Here is a 19,781-nt window from a genome sequence, read left to right as displayed (position 1 = left end):
AAAACGCTGGGATACGAAACACCAGCAGAACGGTTCAACGCATGTGTTGCAGCGATCCGTTGAAATCACCGGACGAAGCTGTCTTTCGAGTTCCGAAACCGAAGGTCAGCTTTGGGCGTTCACTATGTCAGAAATGAGCAGAGCAGGTTTTTTGGGGGGTTGATGAAGTAGGATGATCGGAGAGCGCAATACCCTTCACTTCTTCTTTCTAAGTTGAGGGATTTTCAAACCTTGCGCAGACGAGGAAATCAAAGTTTCCAATCGGTTCCTGCGTGTCTCTTCCCGTTTGGCGCTCATGACCCACCAGATGGACTCGCGCTTATATGAGGGCGCCAGAGCTTCGAAAAACGCCCATGCATCGTCGTTTGCTTGGAGTTTCTCCAAATAGGATTGGGAGAGCGGTATATTTCTGTCTGCAGCCGAATAACCTGTTTTGTCTTTTCGGCGTTCAAACAGGGCGCGCCCTTCGGGCTTCATCCGCCCCTCTTTGATCAGCTCATGTGCCTTTTCAACATTGACCATGCTCCAAACGCTGTCTGGTTTTCTGGGGGTAAAGCGAATGCGATAGCGATCTTCATCAATCGATTTTCGAATGCCATCAATCCACCCATAGCAGAGCGCAACATCAACAGATTCAGACCATGAGATCCCCTGCTTGCCGCTGCTTTTCTTGTAGTAACCAACCCAAAGCTCTGTCGCTTTGGGGGTGCTTTCAAACCAGTCAACAAAGGCGTTTTGATCCACAAAGAATTCGACGTTGTCCATTGGGGTCTTTCTGAAGCCTTGCGACAGGGTTTTTAGGCTGCCTCTCAAAAGAAACAAGAGGCCGCCCGCCATTATCGGCTATTTGGACAGCCAGTTCAGGATAAGAGCGGTTGTTTCTTCCGGCATTTCCTGCTGAACCCAATGCCCGCAGTGAAGGCTTTCGACTTCAATATTGGGAACGAAATCTGAAAGGGTTTCGGATTTCGGGATCATGTCGTGATCGCCATAGATCATCAACGCAGGCGCCTTCACGATTGGGTCGACATCCGCAAGGATTGTCCAGTTGCGATCCAGATTGCGATACCAGTTGATCCCACCGGCAAACCCAGAATTCTCAAAGGAATTGACAAAGACTGCCAGCGCCTCATCGGACATAATCGGATCACCGAGCGGAGTTTCTGCTTCGGCAAGGTTGATCATCATCATGCCTGGGGCTGGTGGCACAGGCGGTAGGTTCTTGCGGAACAGGTTTCGCAGAAATTGCTCTGCGTTTTGATCAAGGATCGCATCCGCGACACCGGGCTGCCGATTGAAATGGACAAAATAGTTGTCGCTGCCAAATACCGTTTCCATGAACTCGATCCATGGAACATCTGTGCGGGCCTGATAGGGGAGCGCCAAATTGATGATTTTTTTCACGCGGCTTGGGTGCAGTAGAGCAAGGCTCCAGACATTGTTCGCGCCCCAGTCGTGGCCAACGAAAATCGCATCGTCATACCCGTAGTGATCAAGCAAACCGACAAGGTCACCGGTAAGGCAAGTGATATCATAGGCCGTGACTGCCTCCGGACGTGATGAGTTCCCAAACCCCCGTTGGTTCGGGACGATGACGTGATACCCCGCGTCAACAAGGGCCGGAATCTGGTGGCGCCACGAATAGGCGTGCTCGGGCCAACCATGACAAAGCACGATTGGATTGCCCGCATTCTCAGCCCCAGCTTCAAAGACCTCAAGGGTGATCCCGTTTACGGGAATGGCCTGCGCTGCGAGAAAATTAGAGGAGTTTGTCATGTAAAATATTCCAAGTTGAGTTTCGTCCGCACCGCTTGCCACATAATGGTTTCAAAACGTGACACCTTTTATGGTATGCTCTGCCCTATGAATATTCGTGATCGCCAAGACGCTATTATTCGCCTTCTTCGCCGAGAGGGTTCTTCAACGATTGAGGACATCGCCCAATCTGTTGGTGCATCGCGCAGCACAATCTTGCGCGACATCTCCGCCCTGCGCGATCAAGGCTTCGTCATTCACTCCGAACCGGGGCGTGGCGGAGGACTCTATCTGGATCCACAGTCCGTCCAGACCACCGCGCGGCTGACGGTGCCTGAAATCTTCGCGCTCGTTATTAGCGTCGCTAGCATGCGCGCTGCAGCCAATCTTCCGTTCTTTGATCTCGCAGATGCGGGCCTTGCGAAGATCGAAAAGTCCCTTCCGTCCGACAAGGTCCGAGACCTGCGCCGGTTCATGGAATGCCTCTGGATTGGGCCGCTCGCCCCTCAGGTTGATACGACGAATATTAGCACCGTTGACGGATCGCTTCTTGTCGCTTTTGAAGCGGCCTTTTTGAAGCAACACCTTTTGCGGTTTCATTATCGCGACGCAAATGGCAATGATACCGACAGACAGGTCGAACCACAAGCTTTGCTCATCCTACCGCCGCTTTGGTACTTGGTCGGTTGGGATCCGGATCGAAATGGGTTCCGACATTTTAGAATGGACCGGATCACCGCGCCTGAATGCCTGCCTGACCAGAAATTCACCCGCCGTCACGTGGCGTTCGAAGAAGGTGTGAAAAAGGTCCGATACGCCTAACATTCCCTGCCTTCGGAGCGCTAGAACCAGACATTCAAGCGTTGTGCAGCATGCGGTACTTTGGGCTCCAAGCAGACATTTTCTACCGTCCAGCGCATCATACCTCAGTTCGTGACATGCATCTCAAAATCATCTGATGTGCAAATCTTGGTTAACGCTCGTTAACCGTGCTCCCCATCCGATGCATTAATCACGCGCACCATCGGTGACAGTCCGATGATAGTCCGACGCTTTTCCGACCCGATCTCGACCGTCCATTTCCCTATAAAACAGGGTATTAACCTTCGATTCGCCTGAACCCAGACAAACCACCGCACGGTGGGTGTCAGGCAACACCGCCCGGCCCATGTTCCAACGTCACGATTTCACCGCCCGCTGCCCGCGCGTCATCCGCGTCATGGGTCACCATCAGCACCGGCAAAGCGCGCAACCGCGCCCGGTCAAACACCATCTCGCGGACTTGCGCACGCAGGGTGGCATCCAGTCGTGAAAACGGCTCGTCCAACAGCAAAGCGCAAGGCTCTGACAGCAGCATCCGCATCAGCGCCACCCGCGCCTTTTGTCCACCGGACAAGGTCGCTGGATCCCGGTCCGCGAAGCCCGCCATCCCGACCTCTTCCAGCACCGCGTCTATCCGGGCGCGGCGCTCCGTTGCCGCCCCGCCGGGGCGCAGGCCAAAGGCCAGATTCGCCCCGACCGACAGATGCGGAAACAGCAGATCATCCTGAAACAAAATGCCCACCCGGCGTCTATGCGGCGGCGCAGCGGTGATGTCCTGCCCGTTCAGCCAAACCGAACCGGAGGCGCTGAAATCCGACGAAAGCGTCCCCGTGATAAAGGCAAGAAGTGTCGATTTCCCAACACCAGACGGGCCCATGATTGTCAGCACGTCACCCGGCGCGATCAGATGGTTCACCGACAAAAGCCTGTGATCCCCGTTGCTTATCACAACGTTGCGCAGGTCCAGACCCTTATCCATGCCGCAGCCCTCTTCTATCTCGCCAGACCAGCGCTGGGATCAGCAGCGCCAATGCAAAAGGCAGCAACGCCGCGCCGGTTTGCATTATCGCATAGACCCCAATCGCCCGCCTGTCGCCCCCGGCGGCCAGTGCCACGGCCTCTGTCGTCAGAGTCACGACCCGCCCGCCGCCGATCAACAGCGTTGGCAGATATTGCCCCACTGACACCGCCAGCCCCACGGCCAGCGCAGTCAGAATAGGGCGCAGCAACATCGGCAGACGAACGCGCCAGAGCACCCCATCGGGGCTTGCACCCAAGGCCGCCGCAATCGTGCTCATGCGGGTATCCCAGGCACGGAACGGGTCGGCCAGCGATAGGAAAACATAAGGCAGCACAAAGACGAGATGGGCCAAAATCACCGGCAAACGGCCACTCTCCGCCCCAAGGTTCAGCATTAGCGTCTGCAACCCCGGCAGAAAGGCTGTCTGCGGGATCAGCAATGGCAAATAAAGCAGCCAGACAGCCCGGTTCCCCATGCGCAACCCATGGCGATACTCGGCCTCCAGACTGCCAATCGTCAGGATCAGGGCGACAAAGGTCGCCGTCATCGCGATCAACGCCGTCTCGCCCAGCGCCGCCAGTGTGCCCGGCCCGTGCCGGTCCCAGTTGCGCCATGTGATCGTGTCAGGCAGCGCATTGGGAAAGCCCCAAAAACCGGCAAATGACCATATTATCAACACCATAAGCCCCAGTAGAACTGCGAGAGCCGAAACCGCAGCCGCGCTAAGTGCCGCACCCGCGAAGACCTCATTCGCGCGCCCACGCCGCCCGGACATGATGCAACGGCGGCCGAGCGCAGCGATCCCGATCTCTCCCAACCGCCACAGCGCCAGCACCCCGATCACCAACGCCAACTGCACCAACGCCCCAGCCGCCGCCTCCAGCCGCATGGCGATATCGGGATCTGACATCAGCTTCACGATCTGAACCGACAAGGGCGGCGGCGTGGTCGGCCCCAGAATGATCGCCACATCCACGACGGACATGGCGTAGGCCAACACAACGTAAACCGGCGGGCGAATCTGGGCATAGACACGCGGGAATACCGTCATCATCCAGCCAGTCAGCCGCCCATAGCCCAGCGCCTGCGCTACAGTCATGCTACGCGCTGCATCTGACTGCCCAAGCGCGGCAATCGTCATCAACAGCAGAAAAGGCACCTCTTTTACGATCAGCCCAAGGGTCATGGTCAGCCCCCAGCTATCCTGCACAATCAGCAGATCAGGCGGGCGGTCCCAGCCTGTCAGCGCCGGCGAGACTATCCGCGAGACCCAACCGGATGGCGCAATGATAAAGGCGATTCCGAATGCTGCTGCGGCATGCGGAACAGACAAAAGCGGGGACAAAAGCCGCTCGATTACCCGGAAAGAGCGGGTGCCAGACCAACCGGCGGTGAACAGCATGACAATCGCCAGCGATATGGCGGTAGCGACAACCCCGGTGGTGATCGATAGCAAGACCGCACGCGGCAGACCTGCCCAAGCAAAGAGATCGCGAAATGGGTCAAGTGACGGGCCGGTCAAACCCGCAGCAGGCAGATGGCCGAAGGCAGGCAAAAACGTGCCCCACAGCCCTGCGGCCACCGGTCCCAACATGGCCAGCAAGGTCAAGGCAGGCAAAAGCGGCAATGCGTGACGACGCATCACGCGCGACGCAGTCCCGGACCCGCTCCGGGACCTCTGCCCTGATGTGGAGGTCCCGGGTCAAGCCCGGGACTGCGCTGTGCCAGACCGGTCAAACTCTACTGCACCACGCCGTAGCGGGTCGCCCAATCATCGGCAATGCGGGTCATCCAGCTTGGGTGCGGCTCATCTTGCACGGTGCCCAATTCTGCGGGCGACAAAGTCGCGATACCCAGTTCCAGTGCATCAAAACCCGCGCGATCTTCGGCTGACAGTGCATCCATATCCAGCACAGTGCCATACCCGAGGATCTCTGGGTTTTGCGCGCGAAGTTGCGCCTCTGGCGACATCAGGAAGTTCGCGACGATCATCGCGCCGGCCTTAGAGCCAGAGTTGTAAGGGATCGCCACAAAGGACGCGTTGCCGATTGTGCCACCGTCCAGCACGAAGGTACGCACCGTGTCTGGCAATTGATAATTTGCAATCGCTGCCGTTGCCTCACCGGGGCTGAAGGAAATCGCCAGATCAACCTCACCATCCGCGATCAATTGCAACTGCGCCGGGCCCGTGGCCGGATAGGCGCGCCCCTGCCGCCAAAGTGTCGGGGTCAGCGTATCCAGATAGGCCCACAGTGGGGCAGTGACTTCGGCATAAGTATCATCGGTGGCAGCGGCTTGCAGCACCGACGGATCGTCGAGCAGATCAACCAGCGCCTGCTTCAAAAAAGTCGTGCCAAGGAAATCCGGCGGCTGCGGATAGGTAAAGCGACCGGGGTTGGCCGTGGACCATTCCAGAATAGCATGCATATCGCCCAGCGGTTCGGCCAGATCGGCGGTGTCATGGATGAATACAACCTGCGCCATCGCCCAAGGGCTTTCATACCCTTCGGTCGGTAGCGTGAAATCGGTCTGGACGGTCTTGCCTTCCACATCGACATAGGCCCAATTGGGCAGCTGTTCGGCGTAGGGACCATACAGCAGGCCAGCTGCCTTCATCGCCGCGAAATTTGTGCCATTGATCCAAATCATGTCAATGGCACCGTCATCATCCTCGCCCGCTTCCTTTTCGGACAGAACACGGGTCACCGCATCCGCCGTATCGGTCAGCTTTACATGCTCAAGCGTCACCCCATACTCTGCGGCCACCCGATCACCGACCCATGCAATAAAGTCATTTGTTGTCGTCGACCCGCCCCATGCATTCCAATAAACGGTCTGGCCCTGCGCCTCGGCCACGACAGCATCCCAATTGGCGGGATCCGCATCGGCAAGAGCAGGAAGCGGCGCAGCAAGTGCGGCCAGAAGGGCAAGATGTTTCATGAACAGGGTCCTTTATGAGCTATAGATTTGTTTGGCGGCATAGATTCGCAGGATGGCGGTGGCAAAGCAAAGCCCACCAAACACCCAAGCCAGAGGGGCGAAATACTGCGGCAACAGGCACAGCAACACGAAGAACACGATGGTTTCCGTCCCCTCCAGTATTCCGTTGGAATAATAGAGCGATTTCTGCCCCTGCGCGGTGGTCTCATGCCCATGTTTTTCGGCCAGAATGGCGTATCCCAAAAAACTGGTGCCATTGAAGTAAAAGGATGCCAGTAGGAATGCCCCGGCAGCGCCGTTCTGGGCGGGCGCATGTAGCACGAACGCCATCGGGACCGCACCGTAAAACAGGAAATCAATCGCGATATCCAGATATCCGCCGAAATCTGTCTTTTGCGTGGCCCGCGCGATAGCCCCGTCCAGCCCGTCTGCCAAGCGACTGGCCAACAGGGGCAACAATGCAAGCCCCGGCAGACCCAGCGCAATCAGCAGCGCTGCAAACAGCCCCAGCGCGCCCCCAATCAAGGTCACCCCATTTGCCGAAAACCCACGCGCTGCCAGCTCCTGACCGAGCTGGTTCAAGGGTGGGTCGATCAACTGGCGGGCAAGGCGGTCAAGCATGAACAATTTCCACTGTGTCGCAACCTTGTGGCGCAAGCGATGTGTTCGCGCAATCAGGCTGACAGGAATGTGAGCGGCGGTGGAAGGTGAACCCAGGCCCTTAGTCCACGCTCAGCTCTTCCGGCAGGACCTCGTACAGTATCAAGGCCTCGCTATCGACTGGCACAGGGCGGAGCCAATCGCTCTGTGCATCGCCAGTAGCAAGCGCTGTGGGATAGCTGCTATCACCGTAGGAGGTGCCAGCACAGACAAGCACATGCGTGGCACCAATTGATGCGACATGCTGCTTGAATGCGGCCTCAGCTAGTTGGAAACCAAGCCCCCCGTTATAAAAAGCTGCCGGGCTACGATGGTAGGGAGCCGCATAAGCGTCATGATGTGTCAGCCAGATCAGCGAAGCACCCAAGTTGATAGAAGACAGCACCCGACCCGGTGAAATACCGTTCAGCTTTGTGAGCTCTTCGCCCGCGCGACAATCGGCATCCTGCGCACGGCGCGCTGTTTCGCTTTCCGGCATGACCTGAGCCAACGGCGCATTGAATGCTACCGGGGTCATCATCAGCGTCAGCGCCACAAGAAAACCAAGGGCCGAAGTGGAATTTCGCGTTTCTGCATAGTCAATGACAAAGCGGCTGAGCGCGTAGCCCACGAGAACAGGCAGCACGGGTGCTGCCATCAGCACCAAACGCAGCTGCGAAAAGGACGCTGTAATACCAATCAGGCCCAGGATCAGGCACTGGCCGAGAATATCATGCGTTGTGGCATTACGGTCTGCCGCGTCACGGCCACGCATCCAGAAATACAGAGCAAATGCTGTCCCGCTCAGCAACGGGGTCATCATCGCATTGACGACACCCGGCTGGGTTGGTGCGACTTCATGAATGGGGCGGGCTTCTTGAATGCTGCCATGAATGTAGGCCTGCAACTCAGGTGAAAGCAAGGCATACGGCCCGGCGGCGCATGTGCCAAGCACCGGCCAGCACAGCACAAAGCCGATAATCACCAATAGGACTGTACCAAACAGGCGAAGTACCGGCGACCTGACGACAAACAAGGGCAAACTGCCCGCCACAACGCCGATACCCAGAAGCGCAAAGACTGGCAGCGAGAGGCGATCACATTGGATCAACAGCCAGTCAGCAGGCGCGGTCTGACCAAGCCAGAAAATAACGCTGGCCAGCGAAACAGCCGCGCAGAAACCCAAGAATCTGGCACGCGCGATGTGAGTCCAGTCAAATATGGCCCGCAGCGCCAAAAGCAGGCTGACACCGATGACAAAAGGCAGGCTTTCCAAGCCAACAGCCATAGAAAATGCAGCCGCGACACCAGCCACTACGCCGCCAGCGATGGGTCGCGATGGCCACAGTGCAGCGAACGTCAGCACGAACATCATCAGGATCTGCACATTGTGATGGTCGATCCGACCGGGACGGAAATAAAAGCTCGACGTTACCACCCAGATCATTGTGAAAATAACAGCAATGCAGGCCACCCGCGCATCGAACAAGCGCCGGGTTGCAAAGCCAACCAGCACGACAAGTGCGATTTTCAACAGCGTCGGCCAGATCACCACAGCCAGCATCTCGGCCGTTTCCGTTTCAAATATGAACGACAGCGGCACGAGGATCGCCGCAATCCCCGCATCGACATAGCGGGACCAATGTATAAAAATGCCCTCGGGCGGTACGATCCGGTATTGTACCATGTCGAACCAGCTCTGGCCCGCTAACCACTGGCGCACGGACATAAGCCGCATAATGTCGTCATTGTCGGCATTCGCAAAGCTTTCGACCATATGCGGGAATGCAAGGGCTGCAATTGCAAGGCTGATCGCAATCGCAAGCCCCAGAACTATAGCAAACAGTTTCGGGTGATAGTGAATACGCTGAAATCTGTCTTGCATAGCTGTCAATCTGTCACGAGTGTTTCAAAGCGCCGATATCACAGCCAGGGCGTGCAAAACACGTCATAGCATGTGTGGTCACCCCATGACCCACCGACGTTGCAGGGCAGCCACATGGGTTTACCTCAATTTCGCCGCAAGAGGTCACAACGGCCCGCTTGATTTTGGAGGTTCTCCAATGAAAACGAACCGCCGCGCCCCCCAGAAGTTGACGAAAAGGCCAATAAAAGAACCAAGTACAACACCGCCAAAGATCACGATGGGGGCCGCCCCGAAGATGCCAACAACCAGTGAATAGGCGGAATAGTTTACGGCGGCACCGGTCAGTTGCACGGCAACATAGCTGCGCAATTCACGGATCCGGCCGGGCGTCCGCCCGGTGGCAAAGGTCCAGCTACGGTTCAATGCCCATGTCACCAGCACGGCTGCTGGAAATGACAGCGCGCGCGCAACGAAGGGGTTCAGCCCTTGCGTTAAAAGCAGCCAAATCATCCCGGCGTCGACGATAAACCCCACACCGCCCACAACACCAAAACGCAGAAGTTGCGGCAACATCGGTCAGTCAGCGCCGGGTGCGCGGTATCCCAGATAGGCCAGCCGCTTCATCTCGCGCCGGCCGCGCGTGACCGTATCCAGAATAAACCCTGCCATCAAAGACAGGGTGCCCACAATCATTAGCGATGATGCCAGAACCGCCGTCGGGATGCGCGGGACAAGCCCGGTCATCATGAATTCGGCGACCACTGGATAGCCGAGGATCATCGCGACAAAGGCAAACAAAAGCCCAATACCGCCAAAGAAATGCAGTGGTCGCTCTTCTTTTACCAGCGTGACAATCACGCGCAGAATACGCACACCGTCCCGGATCGTGTTCAGCTTGCTGTCAGAGCCGGGCAACCTGTCGATATAAGCGGTATCGCAATCGGCAATCGGCATCCGAAGCTCCAGCGCGTGCACTGTCAGTTCTGTCTCGATCTCGAACCCATGCGAAAGCGCCGGGAAGCTCTTGACGAAGCGGCGCGAAAAGACGCGGTAGCCGGTCAGCATGTCCTTGGTGCGGCGGCCAAAAATGGTGGCCACAAGCCCGGTCAGCATGGCATTTCCGAACCGGTGGCCCGGACGATAGGCTTCCTGAATTTCGGTGATGCGGCAGCCGCTGACCATATCGAGCGACTGCTCTTTGAGCATGGCGATCATGCGGGGGACCGCATCTGCCTCATAGGTATTGTCGCCATCAACCAGCACATAGATGTCAGCATCGACATCCGCAAACATGCGGCGCACCACATTGCCTTTGCCTTGCTGCGGTTCGCTGCGGACAATCGCGCCAGCATCTCGTGCGACACTAACGGTCTCATCGCTGGAATTATTGTCATAAACATAGATCGCGGCCCCCGGCAGCGCCTCTTTGAACGCGGTTACCACAAGGCCAATTGGCTTTTCCTCGTTATAACACGGGATAAGTACGGCGATTTTTTCGGATGTTGGTGCCACGAATGATCCATACTTTGCTGCGCGTCCTGACGTTTTAGTTGGGGCGCAGCCGCTTTTATAGACGAAACGCAAAGACGCCCCAAAAACAGATTAAAGGTTGCATTGCTGCCGCAGCGCTTTTGGCCAATAGTTGCGCCATGACCTCTGACATACTGACGCAAGCCATCACCGACCGGCGCGACGATCTGGTTGCATTGACCCAGGATCTTATCCGCATCCCGACGCTGAACCCACCCGGTGATAACTACCGCGAGATTTGCGCGTATCTGGACCACCGTCTGCGTGGGTCAGGTTTCCAGACAGAGCTGATCCGCGCCCATGGTGCCCCCGGCGACAGCGATCGCTATCCGCGCTGGAACATCGTCGCCCGGCGCGACGGCGGCCAGACGGGCGATTGCGTGCACTTCAATAGCCATATCGACGTGGTCGCGGTGGGTAACGGCTGGACACAGGACCCGTTTGGCGGCGCGCTGATTGACGGCAAAATCTACGGGCGTGGCGCCTGTGACATGAAAGGCGGGCTGGCGGCGTCGATTATCGCGGCAGAGGCATTTATCGCAACGCATCCAGATTTCGCAGGCGCGATTGAAATTTCCGGCACAGCAGATGAAGAATCTGGCGGGTACGGCGGTGTCGCCTATCTGGCCGAAAAGGGCTATTTTGACCCCGCCCGCGTGCAGCATGTGATCATCCCCGAACCGTTGAACAAAGACCGCGTGTGCCTGGGTCACCGGGGCGGCTGGTGGGCCGAGATTGAAACATTCGGAGAGATCGCCCATGGCTCTATGCCGTTTCTGGGCGACTGTGCGGTACGGCATATGGGCGCGGTACTGACTGCGTTCGAAGACAAACTCTACCCCGCCATGGCGGCCCGCACCACCGATATGCCTGTCGTACCCGAAGGCGCGCGCTCTTCCACCATGAACATCAATGCGATCCATGGCGGCCAACCGGAACAGCCCGCCGATTATACCGGCCTGCCCGCTCATTGCGTGCCCGACAGTTGCCGGATCACGATCGACCGCCGTTTTCTGGCAGAAGAAAATATCGACGATGTGCGGGGCGAGGTGACCGCCCTGCTGGAAGACCTGAAGACACGGCGCAACAAGTTTGACTATGACCTGCGCGAAATTAATGTCGTGCTGCCGAGTATGACTGACCGGGATTCGCCCGTGGTGCAGGTTGTTGCGGCGCAAATTGCAGAAGTGCTTGGGAAGCCAGCAGAATTCGTGGCGTCACCCGGGACCTACGACCAAAAACATATCGATCGGATCGGCAAGCTGAAAAACTGCATCGCTTATGGGCCGGGGATTTTAGAACTGGCGCATAAGCCGGATGAATATGTCGGCGTAGAAGATATGATCGACAGCGCCACGGTCATGGCGGGGGCGTTGGCGTCAATACTTGGGGGGCAGGAACAATGAAATCACCCACCGCTCATACCGCAATATTATCGATCAACCTGACCCCAGCGAGCCACGCTGCTGCGAACAGTCGCGCACCCGGAAGGGACTGATCCAAAAGAGATAAATTCTGCCCATCACGCAGTTCCAGATAGTCTACCTGCGTGAATCCAGCGGCCAGTAGCCGCGCCTTGGCCGGTTCTGTGATTTGCTGCATGCCCTCCCCTTTTTGTAACTGGTCGCGCATGTCTTCCATGACCTCCGCCAGCACCGGCGCTTTGATCCGCGACCGATCCGACAGCAGCAGATTACGCGATGACATCGCCAGCCCGTCCTCTTCCCTAATGGTCGGGCAGCCGATGACCTCAATCGGGATATCCAGATCGCGGGCCAGTTGGCGGACCACCTGCAATTGCTGATAATCCTTTTCGCCAAAAAAGGCGAAATCCGCCTGCGTTTGCAAAAAGAGTTTAGTCACAACCGTCGCTACCCCGTCAAAATGCCCGGCGCGGTCGGCTCCGCAGAGCATATCGGTCAGCCCTGAAACGCTGACCGTGGTGGCAAAGCCGTTGGGATATATCTGTTCCGGATCAGGTACATAGATCAGATCGACGCCGATGCTTTCCAGCTTTTTCGCGTCGTCCCCTTCGGTCCGGGGGTAGCTGTCCAGATCGTCGGGGTTGTTGAACTGTTTGGGATTCACAAAGATTGTGACAATCACCCGGTCGCAACGCTCCCGCGCGGCGCGGGCGAGCGACAGATGCCCCTGATGCAGCGCGCCCATCGTGGGCACGACGCCGATGCTTTCGCCCGCTTTACGCCACGCTGCCGTCTGCGCGCGCAGTCCCGACAGGCGGCGCTCTATCGGGGCGATCACGTAGGGGCCTCGTCACCGAAAATATGTTCGCTTGCGGGGAATTGGCGCGCCCGCACGTCTGCTGCGTAGGCGGCAATCGCTGCCTCGCCGTCATCGCCCAAATGTGCGTAACGTTTGACAAATTTCGCTTTGAACGCGGTGAAGAGCCCCAGCATGTCATCGACCACAAGGATTTGCCCGTCGCAGCCTGCACTGGCCCCGATCCCGATTGTGGGGATGGCCAAGCGGGCGGTGATGTCATCGGCGAGACTGGCGGGGATTTTTTCCAGCACCACCGCGAAAGCGCCAGCATTGGCCACGGCATCCGCGTCGGCCAATGCCGCATCGCGCGCCGCACCGCGCCCCTGCACCTTGTAGCCGCCAAGCGTGTTAATCGACTGCGGGGTCAGCCCGATATGCGCCATCACAGGAATGCCGCGTTCCGTCAAAAATGCAATGGTTTCAGCCATTTGCGTACCACCTTCGAGCTTGACAGCCCCGGCACCCGTCTCTGCCATCAGCCGCGCGGCGTTGCGGAACGCCTGTTGCGGGCTTTCCTCATAAGACCCAAATGGCATGTCGATCACCATCATCGCAGAGGACAGCCCCCGCGCCACCGCCTGCCCATGCAGGATCATCATCTCCATCGTCACGCCAAGCGTTGAGGGCAGCCCGTGCAGGACCATACCAACGCTGTCGCCCACCAGCACAAAATCGCAATGCGCATCCATCATCTGCGCCATGGGAGTGGTATAGGCGGTCAGGCTGACGAGCGGTGTGCCCCCCTTGGCGGCGCGGATATCGTCCGGCAACAGGGCGCGTTTTTTGGCGGTGGCACTCATGATCGGTCCCCTTTTTGGCTGCGGCTCAGATAGCAGCCGGATCATGCATTTGCCAACCGGAACGATGCGTCAGCGGGGCGTTGCGCGACCCCCGCCGTGCGGTGGTCTGTCTGCGTTCAGGCGAATCGAAGGTTAATGCCCTATTTTATGGGGGAATGGACGGTCGAGATCGGGTCGGAAATACGTCGGAATATCATCGGACTTTCACCGGTGGTGGGCGTGATTAATGCATCGAACGGGGGGCACGGTTAACGGGTGTTAACCAAGTTTTGCACACCAGATGATTTTGAGATGCATGTCACGAAGCGAGGTATGATGCGCTGTACGGTAACAATGTCTGGCTCTGAAGTTCAGGTTTTGCATATGTATGCGTAGGGAGTGAAGCTGTTGAGGGTCTTGAGCCTGCGCCCGCACCAGCATCCAAAGCGGAGGTTGTGTCATCGCGCAACGTCGTCCCGGACTTGATCCGGGACCTCTGAACCGACCGGGGTCGCTATAGCGCGTCTGTTTGGAACAGCCATACCTTCAGCCCGCCATGGGGGATTGGTGCCCCTTTGGGCTTGAAGGGCAGCCCACTGGCCTTGGCCAATCCGGCGTCATTGGTGATGATGCCCACCCGCCAGCCAGCGAAACGGTCTTTCAGCGCGGCACCCAATCCGGCGTAGACGCTGTAGAGCAGCTTTTGATTGCCGATCCGTGCGCCATAGGGCGGGTTGCAGATCACCAGACCGGGCGGGCCATCGGGGCGCTGGATGTCACTGGCGTTGCTGTTTTGAAAGCTAATCGCATCGCCGAGACCGGCCCGATCTGCATTGGCCGTGGCCATACGGATCGCCCCGGCATCCCGGTCAGAGCCGTAAAATCGCGGGGGGGTCGGCTGGCTGATATCACCCGTCTTATGCAGGTCTTGCCAGGCTGTTGCATCAAAGCTTGCCAATTCCATAAAGGCGAAATTGCGGCTGCGTCCGGGGTGCAGACCGGCGGCGATCTCGGCCGCTTCGATCACAAAGGTGCCAGAGCCGCACATCGGGTCCATTACGGGTTCCGTGCCAGTGTAGCCGCATTCGCGCAGGAAAAGGCTGGCGAGCGTTTCGCGCATCGGGGCCTTGCCCACCGCCTCTTTATGTCCGCGTTTGTGCAGGCTTTCGCCAGAGCTGTCGATGCTGATGGTCACCCGGTTGTCGTCGATCCGGGCCTTGATCACCAGTGCGGCGTCCTCGGTAATCTGGTAGCCCTGCGCGATGAGCGCCGTTTCGATCCGCTGGGTCGCGGCGCCTGCATGGTAGATCTTGGATTTGCGGTTGGTGCTGACCTCAACCCGAAGAGGGATATCGGGTCGCAGCGTGTCGGCCCAAGGGAATTTACGCGCCCGCTTGTCCAGCTGCGCAAGGTGGAACGCCATGAAGCTGCCAAGCCGCACGAGCACCCGTGTCGCCCCGCGCATGACCAGATTGGCGCGCCAGACATCCGACCATGTGCCTGTGACGGTGATCCCGCCCGGCGTGGCCTGCGCGTCGGCAAAGCCGTTTTCCAGCGCTTCGGCCAGCAGGGCCTGTTCCAGCCCGGGCGTGGCGGTCATGAATATCTCTAACGGTGCGCTCATGCCGCGTGCATAGGGGGTTTCGGGGGCGGCGCGCAAGCGCTGGTTCAGAAGGTGGATTTCAGACTGAATCGCCCTTCGACCACATTGGAGGTGTTTTCTTCGGCGCTGGATACGGTGCGCCTGCCTTTGACCGAAATACTGGGTGAGAAACCCCAGTAGGAGATATCCTTGAACACGATCGTCGCCCCCAGAGAGCCGAACCTGTCGCGCCGCCCGTCCAGTGTGGTGCTATATTCATCATAGCTGCGATAGCCGTATTCCATTGTGAAGACGCCACCCATGTTCCAAAGCGTCCCGTCGGGCGCATAATTTACGTTGCCCCGGTATTCCTCATATACTCTTTCGAAGCCGCCATCGCTGTAGTCATAGTTCAGGCCAAATTGCAGGCCGTCATCATTGGGCAGCGTCGTGTTGATGGTTGCGCTGTAGCTTTCGAAATGGATTTCGGGCACCAATACCTTTGGCGAGATTTGATCGCGCCGTTCTGCCCGCAATGTCAGCCTGTCCCCTTCGGACAGCGGGAACACCTGCTGCAGGGCGAGCGTCCGGTATTCCCAGAACAGCTCGCCGCCGGACCACACCCTGCCAAGGTGGTATTCTCCGCTGGTCGGCCCAAGCTGATCAAAGAGATGCCGATCGTGCCTGAGCGACAGATCAACGATCACGGTGGAAAAGTCATCCCCAGAGAATTCGGGTGCCAGCTCTTGCGCCTCTTCCGAAAACCGATAGCTGCGTCCGAAAAAGTATCCGTTGAAAGAGGTGCGGTGCGCGTCCGTTTCATACAGCCGGTAGCCCAGCTGAGATTCAGCGCCGAATTCGGTTCCCGACAAGGCGCGCCGGTACCCCGGCAGGGTGAAGTCCCATGGTATCCCTTCGTAGGTGAAGTTGGCGTTTTCTGCCCCGCCGTTGATGTTGTTGGTTGGGGTGACCCAGCCGCCAAATCGCAGCGTTAGCGGGTTGGCCTGTTGCGCGCGGTGAAATTCCAGCACCACGCGCTTTGCTTCTTCTTCGGTTTCGATGTGATTGGCGGCGCGCCGCAGCCAGATTTCGGATCGGGCGAAATGTTCTGCCTTGAGATGTGCGTTGCCAGCGAGCCGTGCGCTGATCAGCTTGTCCGCCTTTGTCGGTGCCACCCGATAGGCCCTTGCGGCCGCGCGGGCTGCCCCGTTGTTATCACCCTGATCTGATAACGCTAGCGCAAGCAGAAAGCGCCCGGCGTAGCTGTCAGGATGTGTCGTCAAAAGCTGCTGCGCGATGGTTTCTGCTGCTGCCGCATCGCCGCTGGTCAGCGCCTGTTCGGCCTGTGCCCGTAGCGCGCTGGCTGCGTCGTCGGCGATGCTGGCGGTGCCGATGAAAATCATCAACGCTACACTGCACCAAAGCCCGGGGAATCTGCCCATAGTATCTGTCACTCGTCTGCGCCCCCGCGCTTAGAGCGATAGAGATTAATGCAATTGTGGCAAGCGCTTAGTTAGAAGCGGCGGATGCTTGCACAGCGCTGATCCGCATTTCGGCAGCTTCCCGCCAGCAAGCGCGTGCGATGGCTTTTTGCTTAACCCATCAGCGCGATCCGACTAGCGCTAAGGGGCGGGGGCCTGGAGAGTTACACATGAAAAAGCACCTAACGATTCTTTCACTTCTCATCCTTCCGGCCTGTATGGGCGGCGGTGACGGAACCTCAGTTGATCTGACCCCAAGCGGCCCAAGCGCCAGCATGAATGCTGAGTTTAACCCGCTGCTGAACGGTGTGCGCATGGATGCGGGCGAGAGCGAGCTATTCTACGATGAAAGAGTAGGGCAGGCGGCGCAAATTCATGCCAATGATATGCTGGTCAACAATGAACTAAGCATTTTTCTGGCAGGCACCGAGCGCGACATGGGCGACACACTGAATTCGCTTGGCTATGGCTGGCAGGATATCGGTCAGATGGTCGCGCAAGGCAATTATAGTTTGGCAGGCGTGCTGTCCGAGTGGGAAGCCAATGGCAGCCCAGCAGGTTCTGGTGGTGGTGGGTCAGATGAATTGACCTTCGAGGACTATGTTGAGTTCGGGATCGCCAAGGCCGGGTCTGGTAATGATCAGCGCTGGGTGCTTTTGCTGACCAACCCGAACTGATCTGCTTGCGCGAGCTTTGCACCGTGTGCCTGTCGATGGCGGACCAACGGCCATCGACACGTCCTGCACATGTCCGAGCTCAATCACTATATGCACGCACCTTGGTTCATGCGTCATTCTATAATCAAAACTTGTGAGGATCGTCTTGAAAAAAGTGTTCTCTTTCACAGCAGTGGCCCTGCTATCCGCCTGCATGGGCGGCGGTGATGGTGCTCCCGGTGGTATCGGCGAGAGCAATCCCGGTAGTGTCGCCCTTGTTTCGGTCGACCCGTCGTTTGAGGCTGGCTTGAACGGCGTGCGTGCGAATGTCGGCGCAAACCCGGTCGCATATGACGTTCGCCTACACCGGGCCGCGCAGCTGCACGCCAATGATATGCTGGAAAATAATTATTTCAGCCACACGGGTCTCAATGGTTCAAGTGTGAGTGACCGCGTTCGCGCGCAGGATTATAACTGGCGCGCCCTCGGCGAAAATATCGCCAAGGGCCAGCAAAGTGAGGCGGCAGTCTTGCAAGCATGGCAAAATTCAGAGGGTCATCGCCGCAATAACGAAAACCCGAGCTATGAGGATTTCGGGTTGGCGAAGGCTGGGTCAGGCGGGAATACCTATTGGGTGCTGGTGCTGGCTGCGGAACGGTAGCAGGTTCGCGCTGGCTTAAGGCTGCACCCTTGCGGTTTCAGGCGTGGGGATTGGTTTTGCAATCTCTTCCAGCGCCCGCAGGGGCCGTTTGACGGCTTCGCCCAGTCCGGGCCGCGTGGGGGCGGCGGTTTGTTTGCTGGCTTCGACGATCACGATGCCCCCTGCCGCGAAGGGTAGTTTGTGCCCGATTTTTTCCAGCATCCCTGCCGATTTCCGCCAGACCCGGTTGGCCGAGGGCGGCTGGTAGAGCGCGGAGACCGCTTGTTCGGGGAAGAATTGATGCCGCCGGAGCTGGATTTCCAGCTGTCGGAGCGAATAGGGCCGTCCGTAGCCAAACGGTGTCGCATCCGAGCGCGACCAAAGCCCGGCCCGGTTTGGCACGATGAAGACCGCCCGCCCGCCGGGGCCAAGCACCCGCCATGCCTCGTCCAGCAGGGCAGAGGGTTGTTCGGTGGTTTCCAACCCATGCAGCATGACAAGTTTGTCCACATGCCCGGTTTCAATCGGCCAGAGCGTGTCTTCGCACAGCACGCTGACATTCTTGCCTTCGGGTGGCCAGGGCATCACCCCTTGCGGGCCGGGCATCAGGGTGAGGACCCGCCGCGCCTCTTTCAGGTAGGGGCGCAGCAGCGGGGCGGCGAAGCCGAAGCCGACGACCATTTGTCCTTTTGCCTCTGGCCAGAGGGTCACCAGTTCCTGCCGGATCACCTTTTGCGCCGCCCGCCCCAATGCGCTGCGGTAGTAAAAATTTCGCAGGTCAAGCACGTCCAGATGCATTGCGGTTTGGCGCTCCTTAGGCAAAGCTATGGGTCAAAGCATATCAAGAGAAAGCAGTTTTGCCATGCCAAACGATTTTGCGCCCATTGATCTGGTGGTCGTGCCGTGCCTGTCGGACAATTACGCGTTTCTCGTTCATAACCGCGCGACCGATGAGACAGCGCTGATCGACGCGCCAGAGGCGAAGCCGATCCAGGATGCGCTGCGCGTTAAGGGGTGGACACTGACCGATATTCTGATCACCCATCACCATCCTGACCATATTGACGGTGTTGCCGCCCTGCGTGACGGCGCACGGGTGATCGGTGCGGCCCGTGATGCGCATCGGCTGCCTGATCTGGATGTGCAGGTGGCGGATGGCGATACGATTACGGTCTGCGGGGTGGACACCTATGTGCTGGACGTCTCTGGCCATACGGTCGGCCATATCGCGTTTCACATGCCCGAATCAGAACTGGTTTTTACAGCCGACAGTCTGATGGCGCTGGGCTGCGGCCGCTTGTTCGAAGGCTCGCCAGCGCAGATGTGGGAAAGCCTGCAAAAGCTGCGCAACCTGCCCGCTGATACCATCGTCTGTTCGGGCCATGAATATACCGAGGCCAACGCCCGTTTCGCCCTGTCCCTTGATCCGGAGAATTCTGACCTTATCTCTCGTTACGAGGGCATCAAGGCTGCGCGCGCTGCCGGACGCCCCACTGTGCCTTCCGCACTTGATGATGAAATGCGCACGAACCCGTTTTTGCGCGCCGATGACCCTGCGTTCAAAGCAGTCCTTGGTATGGGGAATTCCGCCGATGTGGATGTTTTCGCCGAAATCAGGGCGCGCAAAGACAAATTTTGAACATGATGCTGCGGCATCGTAACAGAAAGAAGATGAAATTCTGATCTTCACATAGATTGTGAAGTAGAATTGCAAAAAAGTCCTTGAACGTTCCCGGCTAAAACCAAACGTTAAGGATAAGAGGCCACGGTTGGCGTGTGCGTTATA

Annotated in this window: 19 protein-coding genes; 5 read left to right on the top strand and 14 right to left on the bottom strand. The window is 58.1% G+C overall.

The features are described from left to right. Positions 1–195: 195 nt before the first annotated feature. Together ACJ5NV_RS19490 and ACJ5NV_RS19485 are read right to left on the bottom strand one after the other, a co-directional pair. Entirely contained in the window at positions 196–765 is a 570-nt protein-coding gene (locus ACJ5NV_RS19490) for a YdeI/OmpD-associated family protein (protein ID WP_411646432.1), read from the bottom strand. A 78-nt stretch (positions 766–843) separates the two neighbouring features. Then, on the bottom strand, positions 844–1,674 hold the full coding sequence (locus ACJ5NV_RS19485) for an alpha/beta fold hydrolase (protein WP_411646431.1): 831 nt from the start codon (positions 1,672–1,674) through the stop codon (positions 844–846). On the opposite strand from ACJ5NV_RS19485, the gene ACJ5NV_RS19480 reads away from it, so the two are divergent. Beyond that, a complete protein-coding gene (locus ACJ5NV_RS19480) occupies positions 1,663–2,577 on the top strand; it encodes a helix-turn-helix transcriptional regulator (RefSeq protein ID WP_411646430.1) in 915 nt (304 codons plus the stop codon). The two genes, ACJ5NV_RS19485 and ACJ5NV_RS19480, sit on opposite strands and share 12 nt — an antisense overlap. A gap of 325 nt (positions 2,578–2,902) precedes the next feature. On the opposite strand, the gene ACJ5NV_RS19475 is transcribed toward ACJ5NV_RS19480, so the two are convergent. The 7 genes from ACJ5NV_RS19475 to ACJ5NV_RS19445 form a co-directional block, all read right to left on the bottom strand. Continuing rightward, on the bottom strand, positions 2,903–3,556 hold the full coding sequence (locus tag ACJ5NV_RS19475) for an ATP-binding cassette domain-containing protein (protein WP_411646428.1): 654 nt from the start codon (positions 3,554–3,556) through the stop codon (positions 2,903–2,905). Next, positions 3,549–5,240 (bottom strand): ABC transporter permease, encoded by a 1,692-nt coding sequence (locus tag ACJ5NV_RS19470; RefSeq protein ID WP_411646436.1) that lies wholly within the window; start codon positions 5,238–5,240, stop codon positions 3,549–3,551. The genes ACJ5NV_RS19475 and ACJ5NV_RS19470 overlap by 8 nt, the downstream gene beginning before the upstream one ends. A 98-nt stretch (positions 5,241–5,338) precedes the next feature. Beyond that, a complete protein-coding gene (locus ACJ5NV_RS19465) occupies positions 5,339–6,538 on the bottom strand; it encodes an ABC transporter substrate-binding protein (protein ID WP_411646426.1) in 1,200 nt (399 codons plus the stop codon). A gap of 12 nt (positions 6,539–6,550) precedes the next feature. After that, positions 6,551–7,159, bottom strand: a complete 609-nt coding sequence (locus ACJ5NV_RS19460; RefSeq protein ID WP_411646424.1) for a CDP-alcohol phosphatidyltransferase family protein — start codon at positions 7,157–7,159, stop codon at positions 6,551–6,553. A 100-nt stretch (positions 7,160–7,259) separates the two neighbouring features. Further along, a complete protein-coding gene (locus ACJ5NV_RS19455) occupies positions 7,260–9,062 on the bottom strand; it encodes a hypothetical protein (RefSeq protein ID WP_411646423.1) in 1,803 nt (600 codons plus the stop codon). Between the two features lie 144 nt (positions 9,063–9,206). Beyond that, the gene (locus tag ACJ5NV_RS19450) at positions 9,207–9,617 is read right to left on the bottom strand and encodes a GtrA family protein (RefSeq protein WP_411646421.1); all 411 of its coding nucleotides are present in this window, start codon (positions 9,615–9,617) and stop codon (positions 9,207–9,209) included. A gap of 3 nt (positions 9,618–9,620) precedes the next feature. Continuing rightward, on the bottom strand, positions 9,621–10,556 hold the full coding sequence (locus ACJ5NV_RS19445) for a glycosyltransferase family 2 protein (protein ID WP_411646419.1): 936 nt from the start codon (positions 10,554–10,556) through the stop codon (positions 9,621–9,623). 137 nt (positions 10,557–10,693) lie between these two features. Here ACJ5NV_RS19445 and ACJ5NV_RS19440 point away from each other — a divergent pair, with 137 nt between their 5' ends. Next, positions 10,694–11,980 (top strand): acetylornithine deacetylase/succinyl-diaminopimelate desuccinylase family protein, encoded by a 1,287-nt coding sequence (locus tag ACJ5NV_RS19440; RefSeq protein WP_411646418.1) that lies wholly within the window; start codon positions 10,694–10,696, stop codon positions 11,978–11,980. 13 nt (positions 11,981–11,993) lie between these two features. On the opposite strand, the gene panC is transcribed toward ACJ5NV_RS19440, so the two are convergent. The 4 genes from panC to ACJ5NV_RS19420 form a co-directional block, all read right to left on the bottom strand. After that, positions 11,994–12,836, bottom strand: coding sequence for a pantoate--beta-alanine ligase (panC, locus tag ACJ5NV_RS19435; RefSeq protein WP_411646416.1), 843 nt, complete (start codon positions 12,834–12,836; stop codon positions 11,994–11,996). Then, positions 12,833–13,657, bottom strand: a complete 825-nt coding sequence (panB, locus tag ACJ5NV_RS19430) for a 3-methyl-2-oxobutanoate hydroxymethyltransferase (protein WP_411646414.1) — start codon at positions 13,655–13,657, stop codon at positions 12,833–12,835. Before panB ends, panC begins: the two co-directional genes overlap by 4 nt. A gap of 493 nt (positions 13,658–14,150) precedes the next feature. Further along, entirely contained in the window at positions 14,151–15,260 is a 1,110-nt protein-coding gene (locus ACJ5NV_RS19425) for a THUMP domain-containing class I SAM-dependent RNA methyltransferase (protein WP_411646413.1), read from the bottom strand. A 44-nt stretch (positions 15,261–15,304) separates the two neighbouring features. Next, entirely contained in the window at positions 15,305–16,660 is a 1,356-nt protein-coding gene (locus ACJ5NV_RS19420; RefSeq protein WP_411646412.1) for a tetratricopeptide repeat protein, read from the bottom strand. 209 nt (positions 16,661–16,869) lie between these two features. Between ACJ5NV_RS19420 and ACJ5NV_RS19415 the strand changes: the two genes are divergently transcribed. Both ACJ5NV_RS19415 and ACJ5NV_RS19410 read left to right on the top strand, forming a co-directional pair. After that, the gene (locus tag ACJ5NV_RS19415; protein WP_411646410.1) at positions 16,870–17,376 is read left to right on the top strand and encodes a CAP domain-containing protein; all 507 of its coding nucleotides are present in this window, start codon (positions 16,870–16,872) and stop codon (positions 17,374–17,376) included. A 154-nt stretch (positions 17,377–17,530) separates the two neighbouring features. Beyond that, a complete protein-coding gene (locus ACJ5NV_RS19410) occupies positions 17,531–18,016 on the top strand; it encodes a CAP domain-containing protein (RefSeq protein ID WP_411646434.1) in 486 nt (161 codons plus the stop codon). A 15-nt stretch (positions 18,017–18,031) separates the two neighbouring features. Here the strand turns inward: ACJ5NV_RS19410 and ACJ5NV_RS19405 are convergent, their stop codons facing one another. Beyond that, positions 18,032–18,793, bottom strand: coding sequence for a class I SAM-dependent methyltransferase (locus tag ACJ5NV_RS19405; protein WP_411646409.1), 762 nt, complete (start codon positions 18,791–18,793; stop codon positions 18,032–18,034). Between the two features lie 64 nt (positions 18,794–18,857). Between ACJ5NV_RS19405 and gloB the strand changes: the two genes are divergently transcribed. Further along, a complete protein-coding gene (gene gloB, locus ACJ5NV_RS19400; RefSeq protein ID WP_411646407.1) occupies positions 18,858–19,634 on the top strand; it encodes a hydroxyacylglutathione hydrolase in 777 nt (258 codons plus the stop codon). Positions 19,635–19,781: the final 147 nt, after the last annotated feature.

The organism is Loktanella agnita (assembly GCF_046640325.1).
In the GTDB taxonomy this organism is placed as follows: Bacteria; Pseudomonadota; Alphaproteobacteria; order Rhodobacterales; family Rhodobacteraceae; genus Yoonia; species Yoonia agnita.
Note: the sequence above shows the minus strand (reverse complement) of the source record. Positions and strands in the feature narration are given on the sequence as shown.

Bases quoted from the DNA above. Each gene is read 5' to 3' on its own strand.
- ACJ5NV_RS19480 (WP_411646430.1), top strand. From the start codon at position 1,663: ATGACAAAGCACGATTGGATTGCCCGCATTCTCAGCCCCAGCTTCAAA.
- ACJ5NV_RS19465 (WP_411646426.1), bottom strand. From the start codon at position 6,538: ATGAAACATCTTGCCCTTCTGGCCGCACTTGCTGCGCCGCTTCCTGCT.
- ACJ5NV_RS19470 (WP_411646436.1), bottom strand. From the start codon at position 5,240: ATGCGTCGTCACGCATTGCCGCTTTTGCCTGCCTTGACCTTGCTGGCC.
- panB (WP_411646414.1), bottom strand. From the start codon at position 13,657: ATGAGTGCCACCGCCAAAAAACGCGCCCTGTTGCCGGACGATATCCGC.
- ACJ5NV_RS19405 (WP_411646409.1), bottom strand. From the start codon at position 18,793: ATGCATCTGGACGTGCTTGACCTGCGAAATTTTTACTACCGCAGCGCA.
- ACJ5NV_RS19420 (WP_411646412.1), bottom strand. From the start codon at position 16,660: ATGGGCAGATTCCCCGGGCTTTGGTGCAGTGTAGCGTTGATGATTTTC.
- ACJ5NV_RS19460 (WP_411646424.1), bottom strand. From the start codon at position 7,159: ATGCTTGACCGCCTTGCCCGCCAGTTGATCGACCCACCCTTGAACCAG.
- ACJ5NV_RS19490 (WP_411646432.1), bottom strand. From the start codon at position 765: ATGGACAACGTCGAATTCTTTGTGGATCAAAACGCCTTTGTTGACTGG.
- gloB (WP_411646407.1), top strand. From the start codon at position 18,858: ATGCCAAACGATTTTGCGCCCATTGATCTGGTGGTCGTGCCGTGCCTG.
- ACJ5NV_RS19475 (WP_411646428.1), bottom strand. From the start codon at position 3,556: ATGGATAAGGGTCTGGACCTGCGCAACGTTGTGATAAGCAACGGGGAT.
- ACJ5NV_RS19450 (WP_411646421.1), bottom strand. From the start codon at position 9,617: ATGTTGCCGCAACTTCTGCGTTTTGGTGTTGTGGGCGGTGTGGGGTTT.
- ACJ5NV_RS19455 (WP_411646423.1), bottom strand. From the start codon at position 9,062: ATGCAAGACAGATTTCAGCGTATTCACTATCACCCGAAACTGTTTGCT.
- ACJ5NV_RS19440 (WP_411646418.1), top strand. From the start codon at position 10,694: ATGACCTCTGACATACTGACGCAAGCCATCACCGACCGGCGCGACGAT.
- ACJ5NV_RS19415 (WP_411646410.1), top strand. From the start codon at position 16,870: ATGAAAAAGCACCTAACGATTCTTTCACTTCTCATCCTTCCGGCCTGT.
- ACJ5NV_RS19425 (WP_411646413.1), bottom strand. From the start codon at position 15,260: ATGAGCGCACCGTTAGAGATATTCATGACCGCCACGCCCGGGCTGGAA.